24 protein-coding genes are annotated in these 22,585 nt (G+C 53.9%); 2 read left to right on the top strand and 22 right to left on the bottom strand.

Features of this window, described 5'->3' with window-relative positions; all coding sequences use genetic code 11:
- Positions 1-54: 54 nt before the first annotated feature.
- From KW829_RS08935 to hinT, 7 genes are all read right to left on the bottom strand, one after another.
- Positions 55-1,359: an NAD(P)/FAD-dependent oxidoreductase gene (locus KW829_RS08935; protein ID WP_023335290.1), complete on the bottom strand. Its 1,305-nt coding sequence runs from the start codon at positions 1,357-1,359 to the stop codon at positions 55-57.
- A gap of 235 nt (positions 1,360-1,594) precedes the next feature.
- Positions 1,595-2,137, bottom strand: coding sequence for an alpha/beta hydrolase YcfP (ycfP, locus tag KW829_RS08930; RefSeq protein WP_089599890.1), 543 nt, complete (start codon positions 2,135-2,137; stop codon positions 1,595-1,597).
- A gap of 34 nt (positions 2,138-2,171) precedes the next feature.
- A complete protein-coding gene (gene nagZ / locus KW829_RS08925) occupies positions 2,172-3,197 on the bottom strand; it encodes a beta-N-acetylhexosaminidase (RefSeq protein ID WP_089599889.1) in 1,026 nt (341 codons plus the stop codon).
- Positions 3,198-3,208: 11 nt separating this feature from the next.
- Positions 3,209-4,033 (bottom strand): thiamine kinase, encoded by an 825-nt coding sequence (thiK, locus tag KW829_RS08920; RefSeq protein WP_218308046.1) that lies wholly within the window; start codon positions 4,031-4,033, stop codon positions 3,209-3,211.
- Positions 4,014-4,661 carry a penicillin-binding protein activator LpoB gene (gene lpoB / locus KW829_RS08915; RefSeq protein ID WP_089599887.1) on the bottom strand — a complete coding sequence of 216 codons (648 nt, stop codon included), beginning with the start codon at positions 4,659-4,661 and terminating at the stop codon, positions 4,014-4,016. Before lpoB ends, thiK begins: the two co-directional genes overlap by 20 nt.
- A gap of 10 nt (positions 4,662-4,671) precedes the next feature.
- On the bottom strand, positions 4,672-5,046 hold the full coding sequence (locus tag KW829_RS08910) for a YcfL family protein (protein ID WP_010429726.1): 375 nt from the start codon (positions 5,044-5,046) through the stop codon (positions 4,672-4,674).
- Between the two features lies 1 nt (position 5,047).
- Positions 5,048-5,407: a purine nucleoside phosphoramidase gene (gene hinT, locus KW829_RS08905; RefSeq protein ID WP_010429724.1), complete on the bottom strand. Its 360-nt coding sequence runs from the start codon at positions 5,405-5,407 to the stop codon at positions 5,048-5,050.
- 351 nt (positions 5,408-5,758) lie between these two features.
- On the opposite strand from hinT, the gene fhuE reads away from it, so the two are divergent.
- Positions 5,759-7,945 carry a ferric-rhodotorulic acid/ferric-coprogen receptor FhuE gene (gene fhuE / locus KW829_RS08900; RefSeq protein ID WP_218308045.1) on the top strand — a complete coding sequence of 729 codons (2,187 nt, stop codon included), beginning with the start codon at positions 5,759-5,761 and terminating at the stop codon, positions 7,943-7,945.
- A 173-nt stretch (positions 7,946-8,118) separates the two neighbouring features.
- On the opposite strand, the gene ptsG is transcribed toward fhuE, so the two are convergent.
- The 14 genes from ptsG to yceD form a co-directional block, all read right to left on the bottom strand.
- A complete protein-coding gene (ptsG, locus tag KW829_RS08895) occupies positions 8,119-9,552 on the bottom strand; it encodes a PTS glucose transporter subunit IIBC (protein ID WP_010429721.1) in 1,434 nt (477 codons plus the stop codon).
- Positions 9,553-9,849: 297 nt separating this feature from the next.
- On the bottom strand, positions 9,850-10,644 hold the full coding sequence (locus tag KW829_RS08890; RefSeq protein ID WP_108418030.1) for a metal-dependent hydrolase: 795 nt from the start codon (positions 10,642-10,644) through the stop codon (positions 9,850-9,852).
- A 10-nt stretch (positions 10,645-10,654) separates the two neighbouring features.
- A complete protein-coding gene (gene holB / locus KW829_RS08885) occupies positions 10,655-11,659 on the bottom strand; it encodes a DNA polymerase III subunit delta' (protein WP_010429717.1) in 1,005 nt (334 codons plus the stop codon).
- Entirely contained in the window at positions 11,656-12,297 is a 642-nt protein-coding gene (gene tmk / locus KW829_RS08880; protein WP_089599883.1) for a dTMP kinase, read from the bottom strand. Before tmk ends, holB begins: the two co-directional genes overlap by 4 nt.
- Positions 12,287-13,309: a cell division protein YceG gene (yceG, locus tag KW829_RS08875; protein ID WP_218308044.1), complete on the bottom strand. Its 1,023-nt coding sequence runs from the start codon at positions 13,307-13,309 to the stop codon at positions 12,287-12,289. The genes tmk and yceG overlap by 11 nt, the downstream gene beginning before the upstream one ends.
- Before the next feature lie 2 nt (positions 13,310-13,311).
- Positions 13,312-14,121, bottom strand: a complete 810-nt coding sequence (pabC, locus tag KW829_RS08870; RefSeq protein ID WP_218308043.1) for an aminodeoxychorismate lyase — start codon at positions 14,119-14,121, stop codon at positions 13,312-13,314.
- Between the two features lie 120 nt (positions 14,122-14,241).
- Positions 14,242-15,483, bottom strand: coding sequence for a beta-ketoacyl-ACP synthase II (gene fabF, locus KW829_RS08865; RefSeq protein WP_089599880.1), 1,242 nt, complete (start codon positions 15,481-15,483; stop codon positions 14,242-14,244).
- 92 nt (positions 15,484-15,575) lie between these two features.
- A complete protein-coding gene (gene acpP, locus KW829_RS08860) occupies positions 15,576-15,812 on the bottom strand; it encodes an acyl carrier protein (RefSeq protein ID WP_003857954.1) in 237 nt (78 codons plus the stop codon).
- 154 nt (positions 15,813-15,966) lie between these two features.
- On the bottom strand, positions 15,967-16,701 hold the full coding sequence (gene fabG, locus KW829_RS08855) for a 3-oxoacyl-ACP reductase FabG (RefSeq protein WP_218308042.1): 735 nt from the start codon (positions 16,699-16,701) through the stop codon (positions 15,967-15,969).
- Positions 16,702-16,713: 12 nt separating this feature from the next.
- A complete protein-coding gene (gene fabD / locus KW829_RS08850; RefSeq protein WP_032647992.1) occupies positions 16,714-17,643 on the bottom strand; it encodes an ACP S-malonyltransferase in 930 nt (309 codons plus the stop codon).
- A gap of 15 nt (positions 17,644-17,658) precedes the next feature.
- Positions 17,659-18,612 (bottom strand): beta-ketoacyl-ACP synthase III, encoded by a 954-nt coding sequence (locus tag KW829_RS08845; protein WP_010429693.1) that lies wholly within the window; start codon positions 18,610-18,612, stop codon positions 17,659-17,661.
- A gap of 6 nt (positions 18,613-18,618) precedes the next feature.
- Positions 18,619-19,653 (bottom strand): phosphate acyltransferase PlsX, encoded by a 1,035-nt coding sequence (gene plsX, locus KW829_RS08840; protein ID WP_010429690.1) that lies wholly within the window; start codon positions 19,651-19,653, stop codon positions 18,619-18,621.
- Between the two features lie 80 nt (positions 19,654-19,733).
- Positions 19,734-19,907: a 50S ribosomal protein L32 gene (rpmF, locus tag KW829_RS08835; protein ID WP_003857964.1), complete on the bottom strand. Its 174-nt coding sequence runs from the start codon at positions 19,905-19,907 to the stop codon at positions 19,734-19,736.
- A 16-nt stretch (positions 19,908-19,923) separates the two neighbouring features.
- Positions 19,924-20,445, bottom strand: a complete 522-nt coding sequence (gene yceD / locus KW829_RS08830; RefSeq protein ID WP_006174678.1) for a 23S rRNA accumulation protein YceD — start codon at positions 20,443-20,445, stop codon at positions 19,924-19,926.
- A gap of 140 nt (positions 20,446-20,585) precedes the next feature.
- On the opposite strand from yceD, the gene KW829_RS08825 reads away from it, so the two are divergent.
- Entirely contained in the window at positions 20,586-21,170 is a 585-nt protein-coding gene (locus tag KW829_RS08825; protein ID WP_218308041.1) for a nucleoside triphosphate pyrophosphatase, read from the top strand.
- Positions 21,171-21,236: 66 nt separating this feature from the next.
- On the opposite strand, the gene rluC is transcribed toward KW829_RS08825, so the two are convergent.
- On the bottom strand, positions 21,237-22,184 hold the full coding sequence (gene rluC, locus KW829_RS08820; RefSeq protein WP_089599878.1) for a 23S rRNA pseudouridine(955/2504/2580) synthase RluC: 948 nt from the start codon (positions 22,182-22,184) through the stop codon (positions 21,237-21,239).
- Between the last annotated feature and the right edge of the window lie 401 nt (positions 22,185-22,585).

The raw sequence follows: 22,585 nt of genomic DNA, 5'->3' as shown, positions 1-22,585 counted from the left end.
GTACAGCATGAAATGCTAAAAACCCCCTCCGGATGGCCCGGAGGGAGAGAAATATCAGTGCAGCTTCAGTCGAGGGCGGATCACGCGGTTGATTCTGCCGACCAGCATCATCAGACCGGTTTTGAAGTAGCCGTGCAGTGCAATCTGATGCATACGGTAAAGGGAGATATACACGAAGCGTGCAATGCGCCCTTCTACCATCATCGAGCCGCGCATCAGGTTACCCATCAGGCTACCCACGGTAGAGAAGTTAGACAGTGACACCAGCGAACCGTGGTCTTTATAGACATACGCCTTCATCGGTTTTCCTTTGTACTGCGCCAGGATGTTGTGCAGCACCAGACTCGCCATCTGGTGAGCGGCCTGAGCGCGCGGCGGCACGAACCCACCTTCAGGGCGCGCACAGGATGCACAGTCTCCAATAGCGAAGATTTCCGGGTCGCGCGTGGTTTGCAGCGTCGGCTCTGTCACCAGCTGGTTAATGCGGTTGGTTTCCAGCCCGCCGATCTCTTTCATGAAATCAGGCGCTTTGATACCCGCCGCCCAGACCATCAGATCCGCTTTGATATACTCGCCGTCCTTAGTATGCAGGCCGCCTTCGTCAGCGCTGGTCACCATGGTCTGCGTCAGCACCCGCACGCCCAGTTTGGTGAGTTCATTGTGCGCCGCACCGGAAATACGTGGCGGCAGCGCAGGCAGAATGCGTTCACCGGCTTCAACCAGCGTCACGTTCAGCGCTTCGTTAGTCAGCCCTTTATAACCGTAGCTGTGCAGCTGTTTCACCGCGTTGTGCAGCTCTGCAGACAGCTCAACGCCCGTCGCGCCGCCGCCGACAATAGCAATGTTCACCTTGCCATTGGCACCCATATTGCTGGTGTACTTCAGGAACAGGTTTAGCATTTCCTGATGGAAACGACGCGCCTGGTGCGGGTTATCGAGGAAGATACAGTGCTCTTTCACGCCCGGCGTGTTGAAGTCGTTAGAGGTACTGCCCAGCGCCATGACCAGCGTGTCATACGCCAGCTTGCGTTCAGGAACCAGCAGTTCGCCTTTTTCATCACGCAGTTCGGCCAGTGTAATGGTTTTGCTTTCACGGTTGATATCCACCACGGATCCCAGCTGGAACTGGAAATGGTGATTGCGCGCATGCGCCAGATAGCTCAGCGCATCGACGCCCTCATCCAGCGAACCGGTCGCCACTTCGTGCAGCAGCGGTTTCCACAGGTGGCTATGGTTGCGATCCACCAGCGTAATTTTGGCTTTTTTGCCGCGACCCAGCTTTTTTCCCAGCTGTGTGGCCAGCTCCAGCCCGCCAGCACCACCGCCTACAATCACTATCTTTTTCAATGGCGTAGTCAACGTGACCCCCTCAAATTATTAACCAATTGTTAAGTAAAAGTTATAAAAATAACCCTTAATTAACAATAGGTTACAGCACTGAAACCATTCAGGTGAATTGAGAATAACACGTCAGGCGCATTGGTCATACCAAAATTGATATGCATCAAGTTTTGATGGCTTAAAAGTAGACAATTCTGGACAAAAAGAAACCCGGTCGCAAAGGCGTACCGGGTTTCGGGTGGCAGGCTGTGGCTTAGCCCAGCGTTTTGAAGGCTTTGATACGCTGCAGATGTGGGGAGATATTCTTGAACTTGTGGGTCTGTTCCTCGTCCCAGACAATTTCATAGTAATGATGCAGCAGTTCTGCCGCCCGGCTGCTGTTCAGTGCCTCATCCTGGCGCGAGAGGATCACTAAACAGCGATCGCGGTTTTTCTCACGGAAGTTACTCACGCACTTGGTGGCAATATCGACATACTCTTCCGGGCGGTCAATTTTGCCTTCCATGTTCTCGTTCGGGAACAGGTTGGGATTGAACACGACCTGACGGATGTCGCACAGGAAGCCAATGCGTTCGGCCCAGTAGCCCCCCAGCCCCACGCCGCAGATCAGTGGACGTTCATCGACATTGAGCTGTAACATCTTGTCCACTTCCTTGAGCAGATGCTGCATATCATGCTTCGGATGACGCGTGCTGTAACTGATCAGCCGTACATCCGGGTCGATAAACTGCAGCTGCAGCACCTTCTCATGATTACCAGGACTGTTTGAGTCAAAACCGTGTAAATAGATGATCATTGTCTTCTCACCACGCTACGCCTTCCGGGAGGGTTTACAGGCTGGCTTTATGTGCCTGCCAGCGCTCATTCAGTGCTTCAAGCTGGGCGTTGACCGTCTTCCAGCGCGCCGAATCCATCAGCTCCTGACGGCTAAATGAACCTTTATGATACAATTGTGTAACACGCTCTGCTTTGATCGGCGACAGGTTATCCAACACGCTGACGGCCCCTTTACGATTATTGCAGACGAGGATCATATCGCAACCTGCGTCCAGGGATGCCTGCCCGCGCTCCGCGTAGCTGCCCATAATTGCCGCCCCTTCCATCGACAGATCGTCGGAGAAAATCACGCCGTTAAAACCGAGCTCCTGACGCAGCACCGTTTTCAGCCAGTGCGGTGAACCGCTGGCCGGGCGCGGGTCGACATCACTGTAAATCACGTGTGCAGGCATGATGGCATCAAGCTTGTTATCGGTGATAAGCGAACGGAACACCGACATATCTTTAGCACGGATTTCCGCTTCCGGACGCGGATCGCGCGGCGTCTCTTTGTGAGAATCTGCCGTCACTGCGCCATGTCCCGGGAAGTGTTTGCCGGTGGTTTTCATGCCTGCTGCGTGCATGCCGTCGATAAAACGGGTGGCTATTGCCAGCGCAATGCGCGGATCTTCATGGTATGAACGCTCGCCAATCGCCGCGCTGATATGGCCCACATCCAGAACGGGAGCAAAGCTGATGTCGATATCCATCGCAATCATTTCGCTCGCCATCAGCCAGCCAGCATCCTGCGCCAGTTTACCGCCCTCTTCTGTACCCAGCAGCGCAGCAAAAGATTGTGCGGCAGGCAAGCGGGTGAACCCCTCGCGGAAGCGCTGCACGCGCCCGCCTTCCTGATCCACCGCGACCACCAGATGGTTACGGGACGCCGCGCGGATCTGACGAACCAGTTCGCGCAATTGCGCCGGATCGTGGTAGTTGCGGGTAAACAGAATCAGCCCCCCTACCAGCGGATGCGCCAGAATGTCGCGCTCCTCCGCATCCAGCTCAAACCCTTCGACATCCAACATGACTGGACCCACACGAACCTCTCTTATCCTTTAGTTTGTAACTGACGCCAGACGTCATCTGCCAGCGTAATAAAGTGTTTGTCGTTTGATTGCTGATAGCGCATTTCAAACCAGCCCGCCATCAGCATGAATACCCAGGGTCGCCAGCGCCTGACCTGCCGCATAAGCGTCAACGCATCCATCTGCGCTTCACGGGCATAGGCCATTATAAGCTGCTCACGGGAGCCATCTTCCGGCATCCAGACCGCCGCCAGCTCCAGCGCCACGTCGCCATCTCCGGCATACTCCCAGTCGATGAGCCTGGCTCCCGCGGGCGTGTGTACAATATTCCCGGCGTGGACGTCCATATGCAACGGCGAAAGCCGTAAGGGTTGCGGTTCCCCTCGCTTTCGCATCCGTTTAAGCTGCGCAAGCCAGAATGGCGTTCGTCTGTCGGGCGAGGCCTGCTGCCAGTATTTTTCCAGCAGCGGTAACAGCGTGACCCGCCATCCCAGGCAAGGCTGGCGGTGAAGATGATACAGCATCGCGGCGAGCGCGGGAGTATGCGGAAGCGTGCTTTTGATCTCCCCCGCAAGATACTCTACCGCCATCCAGCCCTGCGTAAAAAAACAGGGCTTCGGCACGAGATCCGCAGGCAAGCACCTCAGCGTACGAAACTGTCGGCGAAAGTGGGATGCAGGGGCAGAGAGATCGTGATGCTGTCGCAGCACCAGCCGCTGTTCGCCCTGCTCAATGATGCAGCTCGCGCCGCCAAGCCCGGAGTGGGCCTGCGGCGCGATAAGGCGATACTGAGGAAAATAACGCGTCAGAATCTCGTCACGCGTGCAGCTATTGTTGCGTAACGGCACCTTTACCTGACCAGATTATTTCACCCGTCTGAACCAGCATCAGCTGCATCTGCAGCGAAGGCGTGTTCACATTACCGGTGGCGTTAGAATAGAGGACATACTGAGCGCCAACGTTGCGCGCAATGCCTATCGCTTTGCTGCGCGAGCCCAGGCTATCCTGCGGCGACAAGCCCAACTGCTGTTTGGCTACTGCCAGCTGCTGTGTCGAGACCAGGGTAAATTTGCCGTTGTTTGCTAACGCATTACGCAGCGTTTCCGTCGCTTCGCCCGCGTTGAGTGAACCATTGGTGCGGTTATTTACGCTATCCACCAACAGTACGCTTCCCGGCGTCACGCCCTGAGCCTGCAACATTTTGCCCACCATAGGCTGCATTGCGCCATTCCAGTCATAGTGACGCACGCGCGGCGCAGGCTGTGAAGTTTGGTCCGGGTGCTCAATTGGGCCAGGCTGCGCCGGAATGGTCGGGACAGAAGGCACCGTTGGCACCGGCTGCGTTGGCTGTGTCGGCTGTTCCGTACCCGGTTTCGCCTCATCCACTGGCGCAGGCTGTTCTGTACGCGTCACACACCCTGCGAGGAAAAGTGCAAACGCACTTAAGAGCACATAACGGCTCATATTTTTAATCAAGGATCACCCCTTACAGATAAAGATAAAGTCTCACCTTATGTGCACCCAAATAGTTAGCGCTGCCATAGAGCGTCACCGACGATCTTGCCGGAATAGTCACGCTACGCGGCGCCTCAAGCGGATGCATTTCAAGACCTCTTACGTCATACCAGTAGAAGCGGTAATGTACCGTCACTGGCTCATGTCTTTCGTTATAGAGCGTAGAGGAGGCAGAAGGTTGGATTTCGCTAATGGTCAGCGAAGGCTGCTCTGCCGTAATGCCTGCAGCAAGGACTGAGGACTCCATCACCAGCGTCTGTTCGTCGCTGACGGGGATCGCAGGACGCGCACTGCACCCTGCTATCACCAGCGTTATCATCAGCGCTGCAATACGCCCTCTTAACATGTCAAAGACCTTTATGTGCCAGCATCGGTCCCAGTGGTCGCCCACCCAGAAGATGCATATGGATATGATAAACTTCCTGACCGCCGTGGCGATTGCAGTTCATGATCAAACGATAGCCGTCTTCAGCGATGCCTTCCTGCTCAGCAATTTTCGCGGCTACCGTTAGCATACGGCCTAACGCCACTTCATGCTCGGTTTTCACATCATTGACGGTAGGAATCAGAATATTTGGAATGATAAGGATATGCGTCGGCGCCTGAGGTGAAATGTCCCGAAAAGCCGTCACCAGCTCATCCTGAAAGACGATATCCGACGGGATTTCGCGGCGGATAATTTTACTGAAAATCGTTTCTTCGGCCATGACCTTTTCCTTTTTTGATTAATCTGGCGTGATGCGTCCGCTATTCACACATACAGTCTTTACGACAGTGTGATACAACGCAAGAGTATGAGCGAGTTTCTCCTGTCCTTTCAACCTTCTCCCTCGATTTCTTTCCCGATCCCTCACCAGCTGGCGGGAGAGTGACCGCCAGACGACATTTTTCCTCTGAAACATTATTTCAGTTTCGTCCGAAACATCTGTTTACAGTGCTAATAACAATGCGTATATTTCGCATTTGCATTTTCATGCGCGTTTTTAACAAAGAATACGACGCCAGCCCGGTTAAGGGACTGACGCATACAACCTTCACCATTCACTAAGGGTTTGATGATGTCTTTCATTAATCATACCAGGGATGGGCAACGTCAGCCTGTTGCAACGCCTTCGTTGCTGGCAGCCTGCATTGCTATGGCACTGATGCCAACCGTAAGTTTCGCCGCACCAAACGAGGAAACACTCGTCGTTGACGGTACTTCCCAGCCAGACGCGTCCAGCGAAGAGCAGGACTACAGCGTCAAAACCACCACCATCGGCACCAAAATGCAGATGGTCCAGCGCGATATCCCCCAGTCAGTCTCCATTGTCAGTGAACAACGTATGGAAGATCAGCAGCTGCAAACGCTGGGAGATGTGATGGATAACACGATGGGGATCAGCAAAAACACCGCAGACTCCGATCGCAGCAGCTATTACTCACGTGGTTTCGAGATCGACAACTACATGATTGATGGTATCCCCACCTATTTCGAATCTCGCTGGAACCTCGGGGATGCCCTCTCGGATACCGCCCTGTTTGAGCGCGTGGAAGTGGTGCGTGGGGCGACCGGCTTGATGACGGGCACGGGTAACCCGTCGGCAGCGATCAACATGGTGCGTAAACATGCCACCAGCCGCGAGTTCAAAGGCAATCTGTCTGCGGAATACGGCAGCTGGAACAAACAGCGTTACGTCATGGATCTGCAAAGCCCGTTAACGGATGACGGGAATGTACGCGGTCGGATCGTGGCTGGCTATCAGGATAATGACTCCTGGCTCGATAACTACAATCAAAAGAAAACGTTCTTCTCCGGCATTCTTGATGCGGACCTGGGCGATACCACCTCATTTTCGGCTGGTTACGAATATCAGCGCATTGACGTAAACAACCAGACCTGGGGCGGCTTACCGCGCTGGAACACGGACGGTAGCGTAAGGCATTACGATCGCGCCCACAGCACCGCGCCAGATTGGGCCTATAACGACAAAGAGTTCAACAAAGTTTTCGCCACCTTCAAGCAACGCTTTGCCGACACCTGGCAGGCCACGCTGAATGCCACCCATACCGAGGCCAAGTTCGACAGTAAAGCCCTGTACCTTGACGCTTATGTGGACAAATCAACCGGCATGCTGGTTGGGCCTTATTCGAATTATGGACCGGACTACGGCTATATCGGCGGGACGGGCTGGAACAGCGGGAAGCGTAAGGTCGATGCTGTCGATCTGTTTGCTGATGGTGGCTATGACCTGTTTGGCCGCCAGCATACCGTGATGTTCGGAGGCAGCTTCAGTCGTCAAACGAACCGTTACACCAACGCGTGGGCGAACGTATATCCGGACGAACTCGGTAATTTCTACGACTATGATGGCCATTTCCCGGAAACAAACTGGGGATCGCAGGCGCTGGCCCAGGACGACAAAACGAATATGAAATCGCTCTACGCCGCGACGCGCATTTCGTTGGCCGATCCTCTGCATTTGATTCTCGGTGCCCGCTATACGAACTGGAGCGTCAACACGATGACTTATGGTATGGAAAAAAACCATACCACGCCGTATGCGGGTCTTGTCTATGACATTGATGATAACTGGTCTGCCTATGCCAGCTATACCTCCATCTTCCAGCCACAGAACTACCGTGACAGCACCGGCAGGTATCTCGACCCAATCACCGGCAACAATTATGAAGTGGGCCTGAAGTCGGACTGGATGAACAGCCGACTGACCACAACGCTCTCTGTCTTCCGCATCGAGCAGGATAACGTGGCGCAGAGTACGGGGCGCGTGATTCAGGGGTCAACCGATACCGCTTATGAAGGCGTAGACGGCACAGTAAGTAAAGGCGTTGAATTTGAAATTAACGGCGCGCTGACGGACAACTGGCAAATGACCTTTGGCGCGACGCGCTACCTGGCTGAAGACAGCGACGGTAAAGACGTTAACCCTTACCTACCGCGCACGACGGTTAAACTGTTCACCAGTTACCGTCTGCCAGCGATGCCTGCGCTGACCGTGGGTGGCGGTGTTAACTGGCAAAACCGCGTTTACAGCGACGTTGCCACACCTTACGGCACGTGGCGCGCGGAACAAGGCAGCTATGCGCTGGTTGATCTCTTCACCCGCTATCAGGTCACGAAGAACTTTTCTCTGCAGGGGAATCTGAACAACCTGTTCGACAAGACTTACGATACCAACGTTCAGGGCTCACTGGTTTATGGTGAACCCCGAAACGTCAGCGTAACGGCAAGCTACCAGTTCTGATCGCTCAGACGTATTAATAGGGAGCCGAATGGCTCCCTTTTTTGTTCGCGCTTCTCGCCGGATGACGATTCGTTTCACGTAGGCCCGGTAAGGCGTAGCCGCCACCGGGCTGAACAGGCCGCACAAATAAAAAAGGCAGCCATTCGGCTGCCTCAGTCTCCCCACATCACAACTTAGTTGTTGCGGATGTACTCATCCATTTCGGTTTTCAGGTTATCGGATTTGGTACCGAAGATTGCCTGAACACCAGAACCTGCAACAACAACACCTGCTGCGCCCAATTTTTTCAGGCCCGGCTGGTCAACTTTTGCGACATCGGCAACGCTCACACGCAGACGAGTAATACACGCGTCCAGGTTAGTGATGTTCTCTTTACCACCGAACGCGGCTACCAGTGCTGGAGCCATTTCGCTGGTCACGCCTGCTTTGCTGTCTTCAGTTGCATCTTCACGACCCGGAGTTTTCAGGTCCAGTGCTTTGATCAGCACGCGGAAGATGGTGTAGTAAGCAACGGCATAGCACGCACCCACGATTGGGAACAGCCACAGTTTGCTGCTGTTACCGGACAGAACGATGAAGTCGATCAGACCGTGAGAGAAGGACGTACCGTCACGCATACCCAGCAGGATACAGATTGGGAACGCCAGGCCAGCCAGTACAGCGTGGATGATGTACAGGATCGGCGCAACGAACATGAAGGAGAACTCGATCGGCTCGGTGATACCGGTCAGGAACGAGGTCAGCGCTGCGGAGATCATGATACCGCCCACTTTTGCACGGTTCTCTGGTTTAGCAGAGTGCCAGATTGCAATCGCAGCAGCCGGCAGACCGTACATTTTGAACAGGAAGCCACCAGACAGTTTGCCTGCAGTTGGGTCGCCTGCCATGTAGCGTGGGATATCGCCGTGGAATACCTGACCTGCTGCGTTGGTGAATTCACCAATCTGCATCTGGAATGGAACGTTCCAGATGTGGTGCAGACCAAATGGTACCAGGCAGCGCTCGATGAAGCCGTAGATACCGAACGCCACAACCGGGTTCTGGTAAGCAGCCCACTGAGAGAAGGTCTGAATAGCGGAACCGATTGGTGGCCAGATGAAGGACAGGATCACACCAGTGAAAATCGCTGCCAGACCAGAGATGATCGGAACGAAACGCTTGCCCGCGAAGAAGCCGAGATACTCAGGCAGCTTGATGCGATAGAAGCGGTTAAACATATACGCTGCAATCGCACCGGAGATGATACCGCCCAGAACACCGGTGTCCGCCAGGTGTTTCGCGGCGATCTCTTCAGCCGGTAAATGCAGAACCAGCGGCGCAACCACCGCCATGGTTTTCACCATGATGCCGTAGGCAACCACTGCAGCCAGTGCAGATACACCGTCGTTATTGGTGAAGCCCAGAGCAACACCGATCGCGAAGATCAGCGGCATGTTAGCAAAAACAGAACCGCCTGCTTCGGCCATCACGTGGGAAACTACGGCTGGCAGCCAGCTGAAGTTAGCAGAACCGACGCCCAGCAGGATACCTGCGATAGGCAGTACGGATACTGGCAGCATCAGCGATTTACCGACCTTTTGCAGGTTAGCAAATGCATTCTTAAACATAATTGAGAGTGCTCCTGAGTATTTGTGCTTTTTTTACGCTTTCACGCATTGGCCCGGGGGGAGTACCGTGCCGTGGACAGGACATCTAAGCGCCCTTTATTTATTACACAGAGTAAAATAATTCCCTCTGGGTTTGTTTGACGGCTATCACGTTTCAGTTCAAGACGGCCAAAAAACTTTCAGATATTTACAAAAAGCATGTCTGGATGTGTCTAAAAACACTATCACCGCCCCAAATGAGGCGGTGAACTTTACTCGCTTTATTTATTAATTACGAGCCTAAAAAAAACAGGTGTATCAGACAGATTGCAGGCGGGCGGGGTCGATGTGGAACAGCGTGGAGAAATTTTCCGTCGTCGCACGAGCCAGCTCTTCAATGCTGACGCCCTTCAGAACGGCCATATACTCAGCCACGTCTCTCGTCATCGCTGGCTGGTTCTCTTTGCCGCGATGCGGCACCGGTGCCAGATACGGCGAGTCTGTTTCCACCAGAATGCGATCGAGCGGAACATAACGCGCAGCATCACGCAGCTGCTCAGCATTACGGAACGTTACGATCCCCGAAAACGAGATATAAAACCCCAAATCAAGCAGCTTGCCCGCCGTTTCTCTGTCTTCTGTGAAACAGTGTAGTACGCCACCGCAATCCGTCACCTTTTCTTCCCGCAGGATCGCCAGCGTATCGGCGCGCGCATCGCGGGTATGCACAATGACGGGTTTGTTCAGCTCGCGGCCAATGCGGATATGGTGACGGAAGGACGCCTGCTGGCGTGGTTTAGTTTCCGGCGTGTAAAAATAGTCAAGCCCGGTCTCACCCATCGCCACCACGCCCTCTTCTGCCGCCAGACGACGTAAATCTTCCACGTCATACGCGTCATCCTGGTTCAGTGGATGAACGCCGCAGGAGAAGACGACGTTATCGCGAACGCCAACCAGTTCGCGCATGGAGCGGTAGCCCGGTAGCGTGGTTGCCACGGCCAGACAGAATTTGACATCGCGGGCGGCGGCTTTTTCCAGCACGTCATCGACGTTTTTATGCAGAGATTGATAATCCAGACCATCAAGATGGCAGTGTGAGTCGACTAAAAACATAATGTCTCTCTCAGAGATGGGAAACAGGCGGTATCACGCCTGGTTGCAGGTAGTGTTCGATTCGCAGTAACTGGTCTGTCAGTAAAAGCTCGCGATTAAGACCGGTTACTGTCAAAAGTTGTTCGCGACTCTGGCAAATATCATGAAGGATAGCGCGCAACGAAACGCCCGACAGGCGATTCGCCAGGGTGTTCACCAGCGGCCAGACGTCAAGGTTGGTCAGAAGTGTTGCCCCCTGTTGAAGTTTGAGCGCATCCAGCAGTAAAGCGGCCAGCCAGTGCAGGCGCTCGGTCGACTGATCGCTGTTCAGGGCAGGCAGCAAACTCAACCAGTCGCCGCTATCCAGCGCGGATTCGACGGCACGACACAGCGTTTCACGCTGCGACCAGACATCCGCCTGAAGCAACGCCAGAGCCGCCGCTGGCGCGCCGCTGCACAGCCGCAGCGCAGTCAGGGCCGCGTCTTGTGACACCGTCACTTCGCGTTCAATCCAGGTGAGCGCCCATGTTTCCTGAGGTACTGCGAGGTGATGAAGACGGCAGCGACTGCGCAGTGTCGCCAGTAATCGTCCCGGTTCACGACATGACAGGAAGAACCAGGTTTTCTCCGGTGGCTCTTCCAGGGTTTTGAGCAGCGCGTTCGCCGCCGCCTCGGTAAGCTGCGCGGCATCTTTCAGCCAGACCACTTTGGCCCCGTTAAGCCGCGCGTGTTCATACAGTTTTTCACTGACTTCACGCACGGCGTCAATCCCGAGCGTGCTTTTGCCCTTTTCAGGCTCCAGCGTGTAATAGTCCGGATGTGTGCCCGCCTGCATCAGCTGGCAACCACGGCATTTACCGCAGCTTTTATGCCCTTCCGGCTGCTGACACATCAGGAAACGGGTGATGGCGTAAATCAGCGCATCATCGCCCATTCCTGGCAATGCCTGAATCAGTAACGCATGATGGCCCCGCCCCGCCTGATAGCTGTTGATCAACTGTTCAAAGTGCGGGCGCAACCATGGATACCATTTCATGCCTGTTGCTCCTGGTGCCACTGCGCGACCGTCTTCTGAATTGCGCGCGTCACCTCGTCCAGAGACTGTGTTGCATCAATAGTGCGAATGGAAGCATCCTGCTCCGCCAGTTCAAGGTAGCGCGCGCGGGTACGGTTGAAGAAGTCAAAAGACTCTTGCTCGATGCGGTCCAGTTCACCGCGCGCGCGGGCACGCTTCAGGCCGACTTCAGGCGTCACGTCCAGATAGAGCGTCAGGTCGGGACGGAAATCACCGAGCACTGCGTCGCGCAGCGTTGCTAACATCGTCTGGTCAATCCCCCGACCACCGCCCTGATACGCCTGGGTCGACAGGTCATGACGATCGCCAATCACCCATTTCCCTTCTGCCATTGCAGGTTTGATCACCGTTTCTACCAGCTGCACGCGCGCCGCGTAGAACATCAACACTTCGGCTTTGTCAGTGATGACCTCGTCGCCAACGGATTTGATATCCAGCACAAGGCTACGCAGCTTTTCAGCCAGTTGCGTACCGCCGGGTTCACGGGTAAACACCATGTCCGCAACGCCAAGCGCTTTCAGCGTATCAACCACCACGTTGCGGGCGGTGGTTTTACCCGCCCCTTCGAGTCCCTCAATGACAATGTATTTACTGCGCATTTTTTTCCTTAAGTGCCTTCAGATAGTCCTGAACAGAGCGATTATGGCTGGCAAGGTTGGTGTTAAAGGTATGCCCCCCTTTTCCGTCAGCCACAAAATAGAGGTACGGTGTTTTGGCCGGGTGCGCCGCGGCTCGTAATGAGGCTTCACTCGGCGTCGCAATCGGGCCTGGCGGCAGGCCTGCGATCACGTAGGTATTATACGCTGTTGGCGTCTCCAGATCTTTTCTGGATATCTTGCCGCTATAACTCTCGCCCATACCGTAGATGACGGTGGGATCGGTTTGCAGACGCATGCCGATGCGCAGACGATTGATAAATACGGAAGCGACCTGATCGCGCTCTGCCGCAACGGCAGTCTCTTTTTCAATGATCGAGGCCATGGTGACGAACTGATTTTGATCTTTATAGGGCAGGCCATCTACACGCCCTTCCCACGCTGACTCCACCGCCGCGACCATTTTTTTATGTGCGCGTTTCAGAATAGCAACGTCGGTTGTGCCCGCCGTGTACATCCAGGTATCCGGCCAGAACCAGCCTTCCACCCACTCAGGATGCTCGAATTTCAGCACCTCAGCGACCGTCTGATAGCTGTCGTCTTTTAACGTGTGTTTAATATAGGGTGCGTCACGCAGCTGTTTGAGGTAATCGCTTAAACGCATCCCCTCAACAAACCGCAGCGGGAACTGGGCCTCTTTGCCGCTCTCCAGCACCTGCAGCATCTGCCTGACGGTCATACCAGGGGTAAAGCGGTACGTACCGGCTTTGAAGTGAGACAGTTCAGGCTCAAGGCGCAGTAACCACTGGAAGACGCGCGGGCGGTTGATGACCTTATCCACGTAAAGCTGCTCACCCAGCGCAATGCGCCCGGTACCGGCTTTAAGGGTAAAAATCGTCTCGTCTTTAATCAGGATTTTACTGTCCGCCAGCTGACGGACTTTCCACACTCCCGCGCCGCCAGCAATACCCAGCACAACGATGAGGAGGAGAACAAAGCGCAACATTTTCTTCATGACTATCTGGTTTGCTCACATAACGGGGCTAAAAACTGAAACAGTTCGCGCGATGACCAGACCTGTTGACCATAGGCGCGGACGGGTAAAACAGGCATCAACGCGTTACAAACAATAACTTCATCAGCGGTCAGTAGCGCCTCTTCCCTTTCGTTAACTTCGACAACGCGAAAACCCGAGTGTGCCAACTGTTGCAAACAAAACTGACGCATAATGCCCTTCACCCCAGCCTGCTCCAGTGAAGGTGTGAAGACATCACGGCCCTTCCGCCAGAGTAAATTAGCCGCACAGCATTCCGTAATGAACCCTTCGCTGTCAAGAACCAGCGCCTCATCAGCGTCCGTCTGTTCAAGATGAGTACGAATCAGCACCTGTTCAAGGCGATTGAGGTGTTTAATTCCGGCCAGCATGGGGTTGCGGCCCAGTCGTATCGGGCTCAGCGTCAGCGTGACGCCGTCTTTGCGCCAGCTTTCATAATGTGCGGGATAAGCGGATACGGAGAGTATGCGCGTGGGGTTCTCACAGCTGGCCCCGCTATAACCCCGCCCTCCGCTGCCGCGACTGATGATGACTTTCAGCACACCACTGCTCTTCTCTGACACCAGCTGGCTCATCTCACGTCGCAGCGTGCCCCAGTGCTGAAAGGGGATCATTAAGGTTTCGCAGGCCGTTTGCAGACGGCGGATATGCGCGTCGAGCAGGCATATTTGCCCGTCAATAATTCGCGCCGTCGTAAAGCAGCCATCACCAAACTGCGTTGCTCTGTCGCTGGCAGGCAGATTCTCCTGCTCAAGGCCATTGATCAAAAACATGATGTCTCCTGATGCGTGGGGGTTCAGTCTGGCAGGATGTCTTTAACCGGACAAGGGGATTACGCTTAATAAAAAAGGCCCGACAAGCGGACCTTTTTAATAGCCATCGTGCAGTCAGGCTCAGACTTTTTTGAAGATCAGAGAGCCGTTAGTACCACCGAAGCCGAAGGAGTTACACAGGGTGTACTCCATACCGCTAACCTGACGCGCTTCGTGAGGAACGAAGTCCAGATCGCAACCTTCATCCGGGTTATCCAGGTTGATGGTTGGCGGCACAGCCTGATCGCGCAGCGCAAGGATGGAGTAGATTGACTCTACTGCACCCGCCGCACCTAACAGGTGACCGGTCATGGATTTCGTGGAGCTCACCATTACGCGGCTGGCAGATTCACCGAAGATAGACTTAACCGCCTGTGCTTCAGCTTTATCGCCTGCAGGCGTAGAAGTACCGTGCGCGTTAACGTAGCCAATCTGTGCTGGGGTAATACCCGCATCACGAATCGCATTTTCCATCGCCAGCGCAGCACCCGCACCGTTCTCCGGAGGAGACGTCATGTGGTAAGCATCGCTGCTCATGCCGAAACCAACGATTTCAGCATAAATTTTCGCACCGCGTTTTTTCGCGTGTTCGTACTCTTCCAGTACGATCATACCCGCACCGTCGCCCAGCACGAAGCCGTCACGGTCTTTATCCCACGGACGGCTCGCCGCCTGCGGGTTATCATTACGGGTAGACAGCGCACGCGCCGCACCAAAACCGCCTACACCCAGTGGGGTACTGGCTTTTTCAGCACCGCCTGCAACCATAGCATCTGCATCGCCGTACGCAATGATACGCGCGGCCTGGCCGATGTTATGTACGCCGGACGTACATGCGGTAGCGATGGAAATGCTTGGCCCACGCAGACCGAACATAATGGTCAGGTGACCCGCCACCATGTTAACAATCGTGGACGGAACGAAGAACGGGCTGATCTTACGCGGTCCGCCATTCATCAGAGATGTATGGTTTTCCTCGATCAGGCCAAGACCGCCGATCCCGGAGCCAATAGCGGCGCCAATACGGGTTGCGTTCTCTTCCGTAATCTCAAGGCCAGAATCCTGCATGGCCTGAATGCCAGCGACAATTCCATATTGAATGAAGGCATCCATCTTGCGCTGTTCTTTGCGCGAGATAAATTCTTCACAGTTAAAATCCTTTACTAAGCCAGCAAATTTCGTTGCATAGGCGCTAGTATCGAAATGGTCGATTAGGCTGATGCCGCTCTGACCGGCAAGGAGAGCTTTCCAGGTGGACTCTACGGTATTGCCGACAGGAGACAACATGCCAAGTCCGGTCACAACTACACGACGCTTAGACACGTTTGTCCTCCAGGGAGGGAAAAATAAAAGAGATTCGTGGGACTAAAAAAGATAAAACTCAGGCGGTCGAATGACCGCCTGGAGATGTTCACTTACGCCTGGTGACCGTTGATGTAATCAATGGCAGCCTGAACGGTGGTGATTTTCTCAGCTTCTTCGTCCGGAATCTCAGTATCAAACTCTTCTTCCAGAGCCATTACCAGCTCAACGGTGTCAAGAGAATCTGCGCCCAGGTCTTCAACGAAGGAAGCGGAGTTCACAACTTCTTCCTGCTTAACGCCCAGCTGTTCGCCGATAATTTTCTTAACGCGTTCTTCGATAGTGCTCATACTCTTAAATTTCCTATCAAAACTCGCTTTCGCGATGGTTTTCGTAGTGTATAAAATGTTGAAAAATTTGCAACTAAATCCCGGCAGGTCTTACCACGATTTTACGTTATTTTGAGGCCAACCCCTACAATAACGCAAATATTTTTCATCGTGATTAAACCATATACATCCCGCCATTGACGTGAAGGGTTTCACCAGTGATGTAACCCGCTTCGTCAGAGGCTAAAAATGCAACCGCGCTGGCGATTTCTTTAGGGTCGCCAAGACGACCCGCCGGAACTGCCGCCAGCGTACCCGCACGCTGATCATCGGTCAGCGCACGCGTCATGTCCGTTTCAATAAAGCCCGGAGCAACAACGTTTACAGTAATACCGCGGGACGCGACTTCACGTGCCAGCGACTTACTGAAGCCAATCAGACCTGCTTTCGCCGCAGCGTAGTTAGCCTGACCAGCATTTCCCATGGTACCAACCACAGAACCAACAGTGATAATACGACCATGACGCTTTTTCATCATAGCGCGCATTACCGCTTTTGACAGACGGAATACAGATGACAGGTTGGTTTCGATAATATCGTTCCACTCGTCATCTTTCATTCGCATCAGCAGGTTGTCGCGCGTGATCCCGGCATTATTTACCAGAATATCGACTTCGCCAAACTCTGCGCGAATATTTTCCAGAACAGATTCGATAGATGCAGGTTCGGTCACATTGAGTACCAGACCTTTACCGTTCACACCAAGATACTCGCTGATGGCCTGAGCGCCATTCTCGCTGGTTGCTGTACCAATCACTTTCGCGCCGCGCGCAACCAGTGTTTCAGCAATTGCACGTCCGATACCGCGGCTTGCGCCGGTAACCAGTGCGATTTTTCCTTCAAAACTCATGGTATTCCTCTTTTATTGCGCGAGTGCCGCTGACAGTGCTTCCGGCTCGTTAATGGCCGAGGCAGTCAGGGTATCAACAATACGTTTTGTCAGGCCGGTGAGGACTTTACCTGGACCGACTTCATACAGATGCTCAACGCCCTGTGACGCCATAAACTCAACGGTTTTGGTCCACTGTACTGGGCTGTAAAGCTGGCGAACCAGCGCATTACGGATTGCCTCCGGCGCGGTTTCGCATTTCACATCGACGTTGTTTACAACGGAAATCGTCGGTGCGTTAAACGTAATTTTTTCCAGCTCAACCGCCAGTTTGTCGGCGGCAGGCTTCATCAGCGCGCAGTGTGACGGAACGCTGACCGGCAGTGGCAGCGCACGTTTCGCGCCAGCAGCTTTACAGGCAGCACCAGCACGTTCAACCGCTTCTTTATGACCGGCGATAACGACCTGGCCCGGCGAGTTAAAGTTTACCGGTGAAACCACCTGACCTTCAGCAGATTCTTCACACGCTTTTGCAATCGAAGCATCATCCAGACCGATGATAGCAGACATGCCACCCGTGCCTTCCGGCACCGCTTCCTGCATGAATTTACCGCGCAGTTCTACCAGACGTACCGCGTCAGCAAAGGCGATCACACCGGCACACACCAGTGCAGAGTATTCACCTAGGCTGTGGCCCGCGAGCAGTGCAGGCGCTTTGCCGCCCTGCTGCTGCCATACACGCCACAGCGCAACGGACGCGGTCAGCAGTGCTGGCTGAGTCTGCCAGGTTTTGTTCAGTTCTTCGGCTGGACCCTGCTGAGTCAACGCCCACAGATCATAACCCAGTGCATCAGAAGCTTCACGGAAAGTCTCTTCAATTACCGGATAGTGGGCTGCCATTTCAGACAACATCCCAACGGTTTGAGAGCCCTGCCCCGGGAACACAAAAGCAAATTGCGTCATTTTTTAATCCTTATCCTAGAAACGAACCAGCGCGGAACCCCAGGTGAACCCGCCACCGAAGGCTTCAAGCAAGACCAACTGGCCCCGTTTGATTCGTCCATCGCGTACCGCTTCATCAAATGCGCACGGTACCGACGCCGCAGAGGTGTTGCCATGGCGATCAAGCGTCACCACAACATTATCCATCGACATGCCCAGCTTTTTCGCGGTTGCGCTGATAATACGCAGGTTCGCCTGATGCGGCACCAGCCAGTCGAGCGCAGAGCGTTCAAGGTTGTTCGCTTCCAGCGTTTCATCAACAATGTGTGCAAGCTCAGTCACCGCCACCTTGAACACCTCATTACCTGCCATCGTCAGGTAAATGGAGTTTTCCGGATTAACGCGATCGGCGTTTGGCAAGGTCAACAGCTCGCCGTAGCTACCGTCGGCATGCAGATGCGTGGAGATGATGCCCGGCTCTTCGGACTGCCCGAGCAGCACCGCACCCGCACCATCACCAAAAATAATGATCGTCCCGCGATCGGTTGGATCACAGGTACGCGCCAGCACGTCAGCGCCGATCACCAGCGCGTACTTCACGGCGCCAGATTTAACATACTGATCGGCAACGCTCAGCGCGTAGGTGAAACCAGCGCACGCGGCAGCAACGTCAAATGCCGGGCAGCCTTTAATGCCGAGCATGTTCTGCACCTGGCACGCTGCGCTTGGGAAGGCATGCGTGGCAGACGTGGTGGCGACCACGATCAAGCCAATCTGTTCTTTATCGATGCCAGCCATTTCGATAGCGCGCTGTGCGGCTTCGTAACCCATGGTGGACACGGTTTCGTCTGGCGCGGCAATACGACGTTCACGGATACCTGTGCGCGTGACAATCCACTCGTCAGACGTATCTACCATTTTTTCAAGATCGGCGTTGGTACGCACTTGTGTTGGCAGGTAGCTGCCGGTACCTAAAATCTTCGTATACATGTACGCTCAGTCACTTTTAGCTAATACAGATTCCAGGCGAGCGGCAATCCGTTGAGGAACTTGTCGCTGCACCGCCTGCACTGCCTGTTCTATCGCGACGGAAAAGGCTCGCTGATTGGCCGCACCGTGACTCTTAATCACGATGCCGCGCAATCCTAACAGACAGGCGCCATTATACTGGTCGGGGTTGAGGTGACTGAATCGCCGCGTCAGGCTTTTTTGTAACCAACGCTTTAATAAAATCAGCCACCAGGCGCTTTTTTTACCTTCCCCCTGCGATTTCAGCAGAGAAAGGAACATTCGCACCACCCCTTCCATAGTCTTCAACGTTACGTTTCCGGTGAAGCCATCACACACTAATACATCGGTCTTACCCGTCAGCAACTCATTGGCTTCGAGATAACCAATATAGTTGATGGAGGGAACCTGCTTGAGCAATTCGGCAGCGTCACGAATGCTGTCCAGGCCTTTGGTCTCTTCTTCACCAATATTCAGTAACGCAACGCGGGGATTATGAATTCCCACTACGTCTTCAGCCAGCACCGACCCCATCACAGCAAACTGAGCCAGCATTGTACTATCACAATCAACGTTAGCACCGAGATCCAGCACCACCGTTTTGCCCTTTTGTTGATGCGGCAACACCGTCACCAGCGCCGGGCGCTCAATGCCCTCAATGGGCTTGAGCAATAATTTCGACAGCCCCATCAGCGCACCGGTATTTCCCGCACTGACGCAAGCCTGCGCTCGCCCTTCTTTCACCAGCTCCAGTGCAATGCGCATAGAGCTGCCACGGCTATTGCGAATAGCCTGCGATGGCCGGGCATCACTGGCAATAACTGACTGTGCAGGAATAATCTGCAGACGTGAACGTTGTTCGAAGTCAGCTTTTGCAAGTAATGGCGTGATTGTGTCGGGATTGCCGACTAAAAGAAGTGTGAGTTGCGAATTAGAATTCAGTGCCTGCAATGCTGCAGGCACTGTCACGGAAGGGCCAAAATCTCCCCCCATGACATCTAACGCCAGGGTTAGACGTGTCAAGGTATCGTCACAGCCTGGTTCGGTAACTTCCCCGTTTGCACGGGGAAATCCTCACTAAGCCTAATCACGCTAACGCGTGATTACTTAGTGATAACCTTGCGGCCGCGGTAGAAACCGTCAGCGGTGATGTGGTGACGCAGGTGTTTCTCACCAGAAGTCTTGTCTACAGACAGGCTGGTAACTGCAGTCAGCGCGTCATGGGAACGACGCATGCCACGTTTGGAACGGGTTGGTTTATTCTGTTGTACGGCCATGGACCTTACTCCTTAATTACTTACGCTTTAAGCTGGCTAATACGGCAAATGGGTTTGGTTTTTGCGCTTCATCAGGCAGTTCCCCAAAGACCATGTCCGCCTCGGACACTTCACAGTGTTCAGAATCATGCACCGGAACCACTGGCAAGGTGAGGATGATTTCATCTTCAACCAGAGCCAGAAGATCGATTTCACCGAATTCGTTAACCTCAATCGGCTCATACGCTTCCGGGAGTGCTTCAGCCTGCTCGTCAGAACGAACGGGACTGAAACAATACGTTGTGTGAACATGCTGTACAAACGGTTTCCCGCAACGCTGACATTCGAGGGTTACCGTCACCTTTGCATCACCGGTTAAAACGGCGAGACGCTGGTTGTCGATAGCGAACGACATGGAGCATTCTACATCACTGTCCACACTGACTACGGATTCGGCAATACGCTCAGCCTGATCGGAAGAATAGATTCCTTCGTAATCAAGGCGTTTTTGAGCCGTACGAACCGGATCAAGAGTCAGGGGTAATTTTACCTTTTGCATAGGGCGCGCATATTAACTTTGTAACGTCATAGAGTCAAAGAAAAAGGCAACCAGAGCTGCCTTTTGCCAATTATTCGCACACATTGCGGCCTGTAGTTTAAAATGGCTGGCATCGATACGCTATATCTGGTGATAAAAATATGCCAAATCTCGTTCTCGCCTCCACTTCACCCTACCGTCGAATGCTGCTGGAAAAGCTCGGGATCCCGTTCGAATGCGCTGCCCCCGACGTTGACGAAACGCCACACCCGGGAGAATCCCCGCGTCATCTGGTGACGCGTCTCGCACAAGAGAAAGCGCAATCGCTGGCCGCACGTTATCCCGCCCATTTGATTATAGGCTCCGATCAGGTTTGTGTACTGGACGGAGAGATCACCGGCAAGCCGCATACGGAAGAGAACGCCTGCCAGCAGCTTCTGCGTGCACGTGGCACTATCGTGACCTTTTATACAGGGCTGGCACTTTATAACTCCGCCTCAGGCCACCTGCAAACGGAATGCGAGCCGTTCGACGTGCACTTTCGCCATCTCAGCGAGCAGGAAATAACAGATTATGTCCGCCGGGAACGTCCGCTCAACTGTGCAGGAAGTTTTAAAAGTGAAGGATTGGGGATTGCGCTGTTCGACAAGCTGGACGGTCGCGATCCCAACACGCTAGTGGGGTTACCGCTGATTGCCTTGTGTCAGATGTTAAGGCGAGAAGGGTGTAATCCGCTGACGATGTGACTGGACCATTGCGGCCCGACGCCCTCACCCCAGCCCTCTCCCACAGGGAGAGGGAGAAAAGCAAAATCAGCCGCGCAGGACCTTTAGACAGCGTTTAAGCTGCTCATCCAGCGGCGCTTCAATACGGATGACTTCCCCCGTATTAGGATGGGTAAACTTCAGCGCAGCCGCATGCAGGAACAGACGCGACAGCCCCGTGCCTGCCAGTTGTTTATCAAACTCGCGGTCGCCATAGCGGTCATCAAACGCAATAGGATGCCCGGCAAACTGGGTATGCACGCGAATCTGATGGGTACGCCCCGTCACCGGGCTGCAGCGCACCAGCGTGGCAAATTCATAGCGCTCTTCAACTTTAAAGCGCGTCTCGGACGGTTTCCCTTCCTGATTCACACGCACAATGCGCTCGCCGCTCTGCAGAATATTTTTCAACAGCGGTGCCTGCACCACTTTTACATGGGACTGCCACTGCCCGCGAACCAGCGCCAGGTAGTCTTTCTGCATCCCTTTTTCACGAAGCTGCTCATGCAAAGAACGCAGCGCAGAACGCTTTTTCGCCACCAGCAGCACGCCGGAGGTATCACGATCCAGGCGATGCACCAGCTCCAGGAAACGGGCTTCCGGTCGAAGCGCACGCAGTCCTTCAATCACGCCAAAGCTCAGGCCACTGCCGCCGTGTACGGCTGTACCTGACGGTTTGTTCAGCACAAGGATATAGTCATCCTCATAAAGGATGACGTCACTCAGCGCAGCCACTTTTTGCAGCTTAGGCGAAACCGCCTCTTCTTCACGTTCAGCCACGCGCACCGGCGGGATACGCACTTCATCACCGGCTTCGAGCTTATACTCAGGCTTCACGCGTTTTTTGTTAACCCGCACCTCGCCCTTGCGCAGGATGCGGTAAATCATACTTTTTGGCACGCCTTTCAACTGGGTGCGTAAAAAGTTATCGATGCGTTGCCCCGCATAGTCATCCGCGATAGCAACAATTTTTACGGCTGGAGTCTCTGTTTTCATGGTTGGCGATTCTAAATATCGTCAGCCATTAGCGCCACTCATTTTTCTATGCTTATATTTACTTTTATCCGGCCTGCGCCCCGTTTCGCGCAATCGATTTGGTGGTTATTAAACCAATCACCACCTCGAAGTGAAGAAACTGTGAGTAACCGGGTGATAATTGGTAAAAGTCATCTTGCTATAACCCGGCGAGCAGTGGAATAATGAGGCTGTTTTCCGTGTTAAATCCAGGTTAAGTAAGGATGTCGACGGAATGACCAATTTTGTCTGACCGATCATCCACGCAGCAATGGCGTAAGACGTATTGATCTTTCAGGCAGTTAGCGGGCTGCGGGTTGCAGTACTTCCCGGTATAAGGATTGTTTTCTGGAGAGTTCTACCCAGGCAATTCCCCTGATAAT

Origin of the sequence: Enterobacter sp. ENT02 (assembly GCF_019219165.1) — a bacterium.
In the GTDB taxonomy this organism is placed as follows: domain Bacteria; phylum Pseudomonadota; class Gammaproteobacteria; order Enterobacterales; family Enterobacteriaceae; genus Enterobacter; species Enterobacter mori.
The sequence above is the reverse complement of the archived record's forward strand: the minus strand, read 5'-3'. Positions and strand labels throughout refer to the sequence as shown.